Annotated in this window: 10 protein-coding genes and 1 pseudogene; 3 read left to right on the top strand and 8 right to left on the bottom strand. The window is 69.1% G+C overall.

The window, feature by feature from the left end; genetic code table 11:
- Nucleotides 1-610 (top strand): FumA C-terminus/TtdB family hydratase beta subunit (locus Q8O26_RS07435; RefSeq protein ID WP_305574870.1); only part of this gene is annotated, 610 nt, incomplete at its 5' end.
- Nucleotides 611-734: 124 nt separating this feature from the next.
- The gene (locus tag Q8O26_RS07440) at nt 735-1,178 is read left to right on the top strand and encodes a hypothetical protein (protein WP_305574871.1); all 444 of its coding nucleotides are present in this window, start codon (nt 735-737) and stop codon (nt 1,176-1,178) included.
- A gap of 6 nt (nt 1,179-1,184) precedes the next feature.
- Here the strand turns inward: Q8O26_RS07440 and Q8O26_RS07445 are convergent, their stop codons facing one another.
- The 8 genes from Q8O26_RS07445 to flgB all read right to left on the bottom strand — a co-directional run bounded on the left by Q8O26_RS07445 (nt 1,185) and on the right by flgB (nt 9,533).
- Nucleotides 1,185-3,311 (bottom strand): DUF294 nucleotidyltransferase-like domain-containing protein, encoded by a 2,127-nt coding sequence (locus tag Q8O26_RS07445; RefSeq protein WP_305574872.1) that lies wholly within the window; start codon nt 3,309-3,311, stop codon nt 1,185-1,187.
- Between the two features lie 36 nt (nt 3,312-3,347).
- Nucleotides 3,348-6,047, bottom strand: coding sequence for a cell cycle histidine kinase CckA (gene cckA / locus Q8O26_RS07450; protein ID WP_305574873.1), 2,700 nt, complete (start codon nt 6,045-6,047; stop codon nt 3,348-3,350).
- 132 nt (nt 6,048-6,179) lie between these two features.
- On the bottom strand, nt 6,180-7,247 hold the full coding sequence (gene flhB, locus Q8O26_RS07455) for a flagellar biosynthesis protein FlhB (protein WP_305574874.1): 1,068 nt from the start codon (nt 7,245-7,247) through the stop codon (nt 6,180-6,182).
- Between the two features lie 3 nt (nt 7,248-7,250).
- Nucleotides 7,251-7,991, bottom strand: coding sequence for a flagellar biosynthetic protein FliR (gene fliR, locus Q8O26_RS07460; protein WP_305574879.1), 741 nt, complete (start codon nt 7,989-7,991; stop codon nt 7,251-7,253).
- A 93-nt stretch (nt 7,992-8,084) separates the two neighbouring features.
- Nucleotides 8,085-8,351, bottom strand: a complete 267-nt coding sequence (gene fliQ / locus Q8O26_RS07465; RefSeq protein WP_305574875.1) for a flagellar biosynthesis protein FliQ — start codon at nt 8,349-8,351, stop codon at nt 8,085-8,087.
- Nucleotides 8,352-8,360: 9 nt separating this feature from the next.
- Nucleotides 8,361-8,669 (bottom strand): flagellar hook-basal body complex protein FliE, encoded by a 309-nt coding sequence (gene fliE, locus Q8O26_RS07470; protein WP_305574876.1) that lies wholly within the window; start codon nt 8,667-8,669, stop codon nt 8,361-8,363.
- A gap of 4 nt (nt 8,670-8,673) precedes the next feature.
- Nucleotides 8,674-9,084 (bottom strand): flagellar basal body rod protein FlgC, encoded by a 411-nt coding sequence (gene flgC / locus Q8O26_RS07475; protein ID WP_305574880.1) that lies wholly within the window; start codon nt 9,082-9,084, stop codon nt 8,674-8,676.
- 17 nt (nt 9,085-9,101) lie between these two features.
- On the bottom strand, nt 9,102-9,533 hold the full coding sequence (flgB, locus tag Q8O26_RS07480) for a flagellar basal body rod protein FlgB (protein ID WP_305574877.1): 432 nt from the start codon (nt 9,531-9,533) through the stop codon (nt 9,102-9,104).
- Between the two features lie 211 nt (nt 9,534-9,744).
- On the opposite strand from flgB, the pseudogene Q8O26_RS07485 reads away from it, so the two are divergent.
- Nucleotides 9,745-10,312: pseudogene (locus Q8O26_RS07485) on the top strand (flagellar biosynthetic protein FliO); the annotation flags it as partial.

Genomic DNA, 10,312 nt, shown 5'->3' on the forward strand with positions numbered 1-10,312 from the left:
GCATCACCCGGCCCAGTACCTGCCGGAGATCGACGAGGCCGCCCTCGGCGGCGGCGTCGTCAGGATCGACCTGACCCGGCCGATGTCGGAGATCCTCGAGACGCTGTCGAAGCACCCGATCAAGACCCGCGTCCAGCTCACCGGCCCGATGATCGTCGCCCGCGACTCCGCCCATGCCAAGATCCGCGACCGGCTCGACCGTGGCGAGCCGATGCCGGACTATTTCAAGAACCACCCGGTCTATTATGCCGGTCCGGCCAAGACCCCCGTGGGCTATGCCTCCGGCTCCTTCGGCCCGACGACGGCCGGCCGCATGGACGGCTTCGTCGACCAGTTCCAGGCCGCCGGCGGCTCCATGGTCATGCTCGCCAAGGGCAACCGCTCCCGCGAGGTCCGCGAGGCCTGCGCCAAGCATGGCGGCTTCTATCTCGGCTCGATCGGCGGACCGGCCGCCCGCCTCGCCCAGGACTGCATCAAGAAGGTCGAGGTGCTCGAATATCCCGAGCTCGGCATGGAGGCGATCTGGAAGATCGAGGTCGAGGACTTCCCCGCCTTCATCGTCGTCGACGACAAGGGCAACGACTTCTTCAAGGAGCTCAATCTCGGGTGAGGCATTGACCAGGTCGGAGCGGGTGTGGCCGGGCTGTTTCTGAGCGGAAACATGGCGATCCCCGGCTGAAATCCCGGCGAAACGGGCGCGGCGCATTGCTGCCGCCATCCCGGAGCCCCTCGCCATGCGCAGCCCGCACGTCACCATCGCCTCCGCCCGCGCCACCAGCGCCGACGCCCATACGCTGGGCCTGATCGCCTCCTCGCTGGTGGCGGCCACCGTCATCGCCTTCCTCGCCATGGTGATCACCGCCTGGCCGGCACGGGCCGGCGGCAGCGCCGGCACGCCGGCCCTATTGGCGCTCGCCAGCCAGGATACCGGCCGCTGCGAGGCGGACCTGGTCCTCACCGAGATCCGCCTGCGCCAGACCACCGAGCGGCTCGCCGCCACGCAGTCGGCGCCGGTGCCGCAGCGCTGCACGGTCTTCCGCAGCCATGTCGAGGTCATGCGCCGGGCATCGCTCGTGTTCGGCCGCTGCACCCACGGCCGGCACCGCCAGGAGAATATCGGGCAGATGGAGGGGTCCATCGTCGACTGGAACGAGATCATCGCCCGCAACTGCCGCTGACGCGCCTCACGCCGAGAACAGCAGGTCCTTCACCGTATCGCCGACATGGCCGAGGGCGTGGATCGCCGCCTTCAGCCGCGCCTGGCCGGCCCGGTCGAGAATGGCGGGATCGACGCGGTTGCCCGGCGGGCGCCCCGCGCCGAGATCGGCCACCTGCTGGCGCAGGATGGCGTCCACCAGCACGCCGTGGGCCTCCATCCAGCGGGTCAGGTCCTCCGCGGCGCCGATCTTCTTGTCGCGCAGCGCCTCCAGCCTTTCGCGGGTCGAACGCAGCCGGATGTCGTGGCGCAGCGCCAGGCAGCGCGCCGCCGCCACCACCGGGAACAGGCCGCCGATCTTCAGGTCGATCCGCCCCTCGCTGAGCTTGAAGCCGCCGAACAGGGTCAGCGGCGGGCGATGGGCGCCGATCTGTTCGGCCAGGAGCTTCGCCAGCATCGGCGCCTGGTGCGCCGCCTCGTAGGCCTCGTCGAACAGCATCGCGGCAAGCGCCATGTCGCCGTGGACGGCGCGGAAGTCGAAGACGATGTCGACGGCGAGGAGGTCTTCCGGCCGGGTCTTGGCGATCCAGCCGGCGATACGCGCCCGCCAGTCGTCGATCGAGCCGCGGAAGCCGGGATTGCGGGCCATCACCCCGCCCTTGCAATAGACGACGCCGGCGGCGTCGAGCACGTCGGAGAGATGCACGCCGAACCGCGCGAACCAGCGGTCGGCGGCTTCCGGATCGTCGGGAACGGCGGTCACCACCGCATTGTCCTGGTCGGCGGCCAGAAGGCTCTCGCCGCGCCCCACCGAGCCCAGGACCAGCACCGCATAGGCGACCGGCGGCGGGCCGGCGCCCTCGGCCAGCATCATCGCCTCGGCCTCGCGGGCGGCGCTCGCCGTCAGCGCGCCGATCTCGTGGCTGACCACGGCGGCGATCGCGGTGGCCGCGACCTCCTCCTGGATCAGCCGGCGGGCGACCTCCGGCATCCGGGCGAAGGCCGCCGCCAGCGCCGGCGCGCCCCGGGAAGCGGCGATCGCATCGCCCAGCATCAGGGCGTCGCTCGCCCGCATCCGCAACAGGTCGCGCGCCGACAGGGCGCCGACGATCCGCCCGCCCTCGTCGGTCACCGCGAGGTGGCGCACCTTCAGCCGGTCCATCCGGCCGATGGCGCGATAGACGAAATCCGTCGCCGCGACGCTCTCCAGCGGCCGTGAGGCGAAATCCGCGACCGGCCGTTCCAGCGCGGCAGCGCCACCAGACGTCACCGCCCGCATGACGTCACGCTCGGTCAGGATGCCGGCTTCCGCCGCGAAGGGCATGTCGGAGCCGGCGACGAAGACCGAGGAGACACGCCGGTCCATCATGATGCGCGCCGCCTCCGCCACCGTCGTCCCCGGCGGCGCGACCAGCGGCGGCCGGCCCATGACGTCGCCGACGCGGTGGCGGAACGGGTAGGGATCGATCCGCGCCAGCGCCGCTTCCTCGACGGTGCGCGGCACGAGCCCCTGCGGCTCGACCCAGCCGGCGCGGGCGAAGCCGTCCAGCGCCCCGGTCAGTAGCCGGCAGGCGGCATGGGCCTCGCCGACGGTGCGCACGCCCTTGTCCTTGAGGACGGGCAGCAGCCCGACGAAGATGGTGCCGGCGCTCTCCGCATCGCCCACCGCATCGTGCCGACCGCCGTCGTCGAGCGTGACGCCGAGCCGGCTGGCGAGGATTTCCAGCGAATAGCCGGCAAGCGAGGGGAAGCAGAGCTCACCGAGAAGGCGCGTGCAGAGCGAGGGCGGCGGTTCGTAGACGCGGCCGGCGCGCTGGCATTCGCCGCGGAACAGGGCGAGGTCGTAGCCGATCGTATGGCCGATCAGCGGGCGGCCCCGGCGGAACAGCTCGAAGGCCTCGAAGGCTTCGGCGAAGGCCGCAGCTCCGGCCACGTCGGCGTCGCCGATACCGTGGATGGCGGTGGCGGTGGCGGGGATCGGCACGCCCGGATCGACCAGGAACTCGAACCGGTCCTCCCGCACCAGCCGGCCCTGGCTGAGGGTGACGGCGCCGATCTGCACGATGCGCGCCTTGGCAGGATCGAGCCCCGTCGTTTCCGTGTCGACGACGACGGCATCGAGGGCGATCAGCGGCTGGGCGGAATGGGCCGACATCGGAACAGCCTAGTCCCGGCCGGCCGCGCCCGCCAGTCAGCTTTTCGCCTGTTCCTTCACCGCCTCGATGAGCTGTTTGAGCGAGAAGGGCTTGGGCAGGAAGGCGAAGGCCTGGCCTTCCGGAAGGTCGTTCTTGAAGGCCTCCTCGGCATAGCCGGAGACGAAGATGACCTTGATGCCGGGATTGGTCTTGCGCAGCTCGCCGAGCAGGGTCGGGCCGTTCATCTCCGGCATGACGACGTCGGAGACGACGAGATCCACCGTACCACCATGCTCGGCCATCACCTCCAGCGCCTCGACGCCGGAGCCGGCCTCGAGGACCGTGTAGCCGCGCGAGGCGAGAGCCCGGGAGGCGAAGGCGCGTACCGCCTCCTCGTCCTCGACCAGCAGGATCGTGCCGGCTCCGGCATCGTCGCGCGGCGGCGAAGCGGCAGGGGCCGCCGGCGCTGCCGTAACCGGCGCCGGGGGCGGCTCGGTCGACGGTGCGGCGCTGCCGTCCGGCCCGCCGGCGACGAGCATCGCTGCCGGGGCGGCAGGCGTCTGCAGGGCCAAAGGTGCCGGCTCCGGCACGGCCGGCTCGGCGCTCTCGACATGGCGCGGCAGGAAGACGCGGAAGACGGTGCCGCGGCCGACCTCGGTGTCGACGAAGACATAGCCGCCGGACTGCTTGACGATGCCATAGACCGTCGAGAGGCCGAGGCCGGTGCCCTTGCCGACCTCCTTGGTCGAGAAGAACGGGTCGAAGATCTTCTGCTTGATGTCGTCGGGAATGCCGGTGCCGGTGTCGGTCACCTCGATCATGACGGCATCGCTCTCCGGCATGTCCACCGGGTCGTCCTTGGAGCGATGGCGGGCGATGTCGGCGGCCGGGACATTGGCGGTGCGGATGGTCAGCTTGCCGCCGTCCGGCATGGCGTCGCGGGCATTGACCGCGAGGTTGAGGATCACCTGCTCGAGCTGGGTCACGTCGGCGCGGATCGGCCAGAGGTCACGGCCGTGGATCATGTCGAGCCCGACGCGCTCGCCGAGGGAGCGGCGCAGCAGCATCGACAGATCGGACAGGACGTCGCCGAGCTGGACGACCTGCGGACGCAGCGTCTGCTTGCGCGAGAAGGCGAGGAGCTGGCGCACCAGGCTCGCCGCGCGGTTGGCGTTCTGCTTGATCTGCATGACGTCGTTGAACGACGGGTCCGCCGGCTTGTGGTCCATCAGCAGCAGGTCGGCATGGCCGATGATCGCCTGCAGCACATTGTTGAAATCGTGGGCGACGCCGCCGGCGAGCTGCCCGACCGCGTTCATCTTCTGCGACTGGGCGAACTGCTCCTGCAGCTGGCGCAGCTCGGTCGTCTCCACCGCATAGACGATGGCCGCCTCGCCCGGCTGCTCGGGATCATCCACCGGAGCGACGAAGAAATGGCAGAAGCGGTTGGCATTGCCCTGCAGCGCGCCGTCGACAGCGGCGAGGTCGCCCTTGCCGGCCGCCGCCTCGCCGATCGCCTGGGTCAGGGCCGGGCGCGAGCTCTCCTTGACCAGCGACAGGATGGAGCGCGGGCCCGCCTGGGTCGCCGGAGCGACATCGGCGAGCATGCGGGCGAAGATCGGGTTGGCGCGGCCGACATGGCCCTCGCGGTCGACGGTCGCGATGGCGAGCGGCGAGGAATTGAAGAAGCGGGCGAACCGCACCTCAGCGGCCCGGAGGCTGTCGCCGCTGTCGGCGGACCGGCCACGGTTGATGACCAGCGTCCGCGAGGCACCCGGCGTGCCGTCGGCCGAGAAGGCGACCTTGTGCAGCAGGCGCACCGGCAGCGCCTCGCCGGAGCGGCGCTTCAGGTCGAGATCGAAGGTCGCCGTCGTCACCTCGGACGGCTTGGCCGGGACGGTGCGCAGGAGGGCCGCGGCATCGGCGGCGAGGATGTCGGCGAGGGCGAGGCCGCCGGGGCCGACCTCGGTCAGGTCGTGGTCGAGCCAGCCGGCCAGCGTCGCGTTCATGTAGGCGATATCGCCGCTCGGCTCCATGGAGAAGAAGCCGGCGGGGGCATGGTCGAGGAAGTCGATCGCCTTCTGCAGCGTCTCGAAGGCGCTCTCGGCGCTCTGCCGGTCGCGGGTGATGTCCTCGACGGTCCAGACGCTGGCACGGCCGACGCCTTTGATGCGTGCGGCCCCCTCCCCGGTCATCGGGCGCACCCTGAGGCGCAGCCAGCGGGCATCCTCGGCCTCGGCGCGGCGCACCTCCTCCTGGTGGCGGCGCCCCTCGCGGGCGGCCTGCGACAGCCGGTAGATGGCCTCGGAAACCTCGGGAGCGCCGGTGAAGGCCCGTTCGACGGCGCGGACGTCCTCGTCGCCGGTGGCCCCCGTCATGGCGAGATAGGCCGGGTTGGCGTAGAGGACGCGGCCCGAGGGATCGCTCACCACCACCGCCTCGCCGGCGCTGTCGACCATCGCCTTGGTGAAATCGTTGCGGTTGTCCTCGCTGGCGAAGCGCAGGATGCCGGAGGCATAGGCGAAGAGCGAGAAGACGCCGCAGACCGCAAGGCTGGCGAGAAGCCCGATCACATAGGGATAGGCGTTTTCACGGCCGATCATCAGGAAGAACAGGGCGGCCCCGACCAGGACCACGGCGACGACCAGCACCATGGCGGTCGAGCCGGACTGCTCGGAGCGGTCGACCGCACGGCGCGCCGCGGCGAGGGCCGGGGGCGCACGGTCGGTGCGGATGTTCTTTTCGGCGAAGGCCATGGCAGGGAAGAGCCGTTGGTCAGGGTCAGCGAGAATCCAGGTCCGATTCTCGCTTCCTAGTGGTGCCGCTTCGCCGTCCGCGAGGCAAGGGCGGCGACAGGCGCGGCATGCGCAATTTGCTTCGGCCCCGCGCTAGCTCAGCTGCCCCTTCAGGCGCATCACGTAGCCGATCACCTCCGCCACCGCGCGGAAATGCTCCTCCTGGATCGGCTGGTCGACCTCGACGCTGGCGTGCAGCGCCCGGGCCAGCGGCACGTTCTCGACAATCGGCACGTCGTTGGCGGTCGCCAGTTCGCGGATCTTGAGCGCGATCTGGTCCATGCCCTTGGCGACGCAGACCGGGGCCACCATGCCGGCCTCGTATTTCAGCGCCACCGCATAATGGGTCGGGTTGGTGACGACGACGGTGGCGGTCGGCACGTTCGCCATCATGCGCTTGCGCGAGCGCTCGCGGCGCAGCTGCTTGATCTTGCCCTTGACCTCGGGATTGCCGTCCGACTGCTTGAACTCCTCCTTGAGGTCCTGGAACGACATTTTCTGCCGGTTGTACCAGCGCCGGTACTGGTAGACGAAGTCGGCGAGCGCGGTGATCGCCAGGATCGCCACCACCGCGATCAGCACCGTCATCACGATCGTGAACGTGTGCGGCAGGAGCATCTCGACATCCATGCGCACCAGGCTGTCGATGGTCCCGCGCTGCGGCCACAGCACTGCGAAGATGACGACGCCGAGGATCAGGATCTTGGCGAGGCCCTTGACGAAATTGACGATGGCATCGAGGCCGAAGATCCGCTTGAAGCCGGCGATCGGCGAGATCTTCGACATTTTGGGCTTCAGGCTCTCGCCCGAGAAGACCAGCCGGTGTTGCACCAGATTGGCGCCGACGCCGGTGAGGAAGAGCCCGAGCATCGGCAGGCCCACCGCCACGACGATGGCGAGGATCAGCGACATCATCAGCTGCATGAGCGCAGAGCGGTCGATGGTGACGAGGTCGGCGTTGGCGATGAGGTTCTTCAGCGGCACCGCGAGCCCGCTGGCCGACCCGGCCGCCATGGTCGCGATGATCAGGGTGGACGCGAACAGGAGAAACCACGCGACGAGGTCCTGGCTCTTGGCGACGTCGCCCTTGTTCAGCGCGTCTTCGAGCTTCTTCTGCGTCGGGTCGAGTGTTTTCTGGTCCTTGTCCTCTCCCTCGGCCACCGGCTACCTCCGGTTGACCGCCAACTCGCCCAGGATCGCTTCGAGACTGCCCATGTAGTGGGACATCATGACCGACAGGACGAGAAGGAGGATGAAGAAGCCGACGCCGATGGTCACCGGCATGGCGATGAAGAAGACCTGCATCTGCGGCATCAGCTTCGACAGGACGCCGAGGCCGATGTTGAAGACCAGCGCGAAGACCAGGAACGGCGCCGACAGCTGGATGGCGATGACGAAGGAGCGGGCCATCACCATGGTCAGGAACTGCGCCGCATCCCCCGAGGCCGGCAGCTGACCGGGCCGGATGATGGTGAAGCTGTCGGAGATCGCCGCGATGATGAGGTGATGCAGGTCGGTGGCGAAGACCAGCGCCAGGCCGACCAGCGACAGGAACGTGCCGATCACCGCGCCCTGCTGGCCCTGCGTCGGATCGACCTGCATGGCGAAGCCGATGCCCATCGCCTGGGCGATGACGACGCCCGCCGTCAGCAGCGCCGACACCGCGATGCGCGCCGCCATGCCGAGGGTGAAGCCCACCGCCATCTCCATGAACAGCACCATGAGGACGCCGCCCGGACGGCCGATGTCGATGTCGTAGAGCGGCCGGTGCAGCGGAAACAGCACGAGCGTCAGGAGCAGGGCGATGCCGAGCCTGACCCGCATCGGCAGGGAACGCTCTCCCAGCCCCGGCATCAGCGCCATCATGGTGCCGACCCGCGCGAAGACGAGCAGGAAGACGACCATCAGTTCCGGGGTGATCGGGACGGTCACGAGGGGGAGCCCCTCCTGGAGCTGGCCGGAGCGCGGCGGGCCTTGGCCCAGCCGATCAAAGCTGATTCACCCGCCGGAGACCACCCTGGCCATGATGCGCGCCGTGACGCCGTACATCATGTCGCCCATGAACGGCAGCGCGATGATGAGGGTGGCGAAGATCGCCAGGATCTTCGGCACGAAGACCAGGGTCTGTTCCTGGACCTGCGTCAGCGCCTGGACCAGCGAGACGAGGACACCGACCACCAGGCCGACCACCATGAGCGGCGCCGAGACCAGGATCACCGTGAGGATGCCGTCGCGGGCGACATCGAGAATATCTGCGGGATTCATGGCCGTTTCCTAGATCTGCATCCGCATGATTTCCTCGTAGGACTGCACGACCTTGTCGCGCACCGCCACGAGCGATTCGATCGCGACCTCCGTCTCCGCCACCGCCGTCACCACGTCGATGAGGTCGGCGCGGCCGTTGGCCATCGCCCGGCTGCGCTGGTCGGTGGTGCGGGCGGTCTGGTCGAGGTTCTGCACGGCACCGCGCAGCAACTCGCCGAAGCCGTTGCCCTGGCCGGCCGTGGCGGTGCCCCCCGACGCCGGAGAGAACAGGCGGGCGGCTGTCGCATAGGCATTGGCTGCGATGGAGGAGGACGACATGATCTCAGCTTCTCAGCAGTTCGATGGTGCGCTGGATCATCCGCCGGGTGGAGGTGACCACGTTGAGATTGGCTTCGTAGCTGCGCTGGGCCTCGCGAAGGTCCATGCTCTCCACCAGCGAGTTGACGTTGGGGATCTTGACGTAGCCGCGCGGGTCGGCTGCCGGATGCTGCGGATCGAAGCGCGTGCGGAACTCGCCCTGCTGCTGGCGCACCGGGCCGAGCTGCACGGTGGTGGCCTGCAGCTCGCGGTCGAAGGAGGTGCGGAACGTCGGAACGCGGCGCCGGTAGGGATCGCCGCCCGGCGTCTGCGCCGTCGAATTGGAATTGGCGATGTTTTCCGCAGTGATGCGCATCCGGCCGGCCTGCGCGCGCATGCCACCGGAGGCGATTCGGATCGATTTGAGGAAGTCCATGGACATGCGCTGTCTCCTCAGCCTCTCTTGCCGATGGCGGTGCGGATGAGCCCCAGCGAGCGCTGGTAGAGCCCGGCGACCGCCTGGTAATCCATCTGGTTCTGCGCGACCTTCAGCATCTCGTCCTCGAGATTGACCCTGTTGCCCTCGGGCGTCGCCACCAGTCCGGTGTCGCGCCGCACGTCGAATCGTGTCTGGGAACTGGAGGCCGTCTGGATATGACGCGGGTCGGTGCGCATCGGCCCGGCACCGATGCTGGCGCCGGCGGTCGCGTTCGCTGTGGCATAGCCGCGGGCCATGCGGTCGAAATTGGGAGCCCTGAGGTCGCGCGAGCGAAATCCCGGCGTGTCCGCATTGGCGACATTTTCCGCGAGTATCTTCTGCCGGTCCTGATGCCAGCGCATCCGTTCGCGGAGCATGGAAAAGATCGGCACGTCGCTCGTCGCCATGGAATCCCCCTCGCCCCGTCGATAGGCAAAGGATGCCGGGTTCATGGTTAACGACCGGTTAACTGTTAAGGGACTTTCAACCTCTGCCCCGCCGGGTTAACCATCCGGCGAGGTGGAAGTCGGCAAGGCTTGCCGGGTCTGTTAACCTCAACATAGATTTAACGCGCGCTCTTCCGGGGCGGGCGTCCGAAATGCCATGGGATCGGTCTCGATGAACTTTCTCACCAATCTGCTCGGTCCCAACGCGCCCCTCGCAGCCACCTTCATCGTCGCCTTCGCGGCGGTCCTGGTGCTGATCGGCCTGACGGCCTGGATTTTCCGCCTGATCCGCGGCCGGGGCCTTGGCATCGGATCCGGCGGCCGTGGCCGCCAGCCCCGCCTCGCCGTGCTCGACTATGCCGACGTCGACCAGCGCCGCAAGCTCGTGCTGATCCGTCGCGACAATGTCGAGCACCTGCTTCTCCTCGGCGGCCCGACGGACGTCGTGGTCGAGACCTCGATCGTCCGCGGCATGCCCGTCCAGGCCACGTCCCTGCGCGAGGCCCCGCCCGCACCGGCCTATGTCGAGCCGGAACCGCCGATGCCGCAGCAGCGCCCGTCCCTGCGCGAAACGGCACGCCAGGCCGCCGGCGAGCCGGCTCCGGCGCGGCCGGTCAATCTCGACATGCCGCTGGCCCCGATCCGATCGGAGCCGATCCGTCCCGAGCCTGTTCGCCCTGAGCCCGTTCGTCCAGAGCCCGTTCGTGCCGAGCCTGCGCGCCCGGCGCCGATGCCGCCGG

Source organism: Phreatobacter sp., assembly GCF_030691135.1.
Lineage (GTDB): Bacteria > Pseudomonadota > Alphaproteobacteria > Rhizobiales > Phreatobacteraceae > Phreatobacter.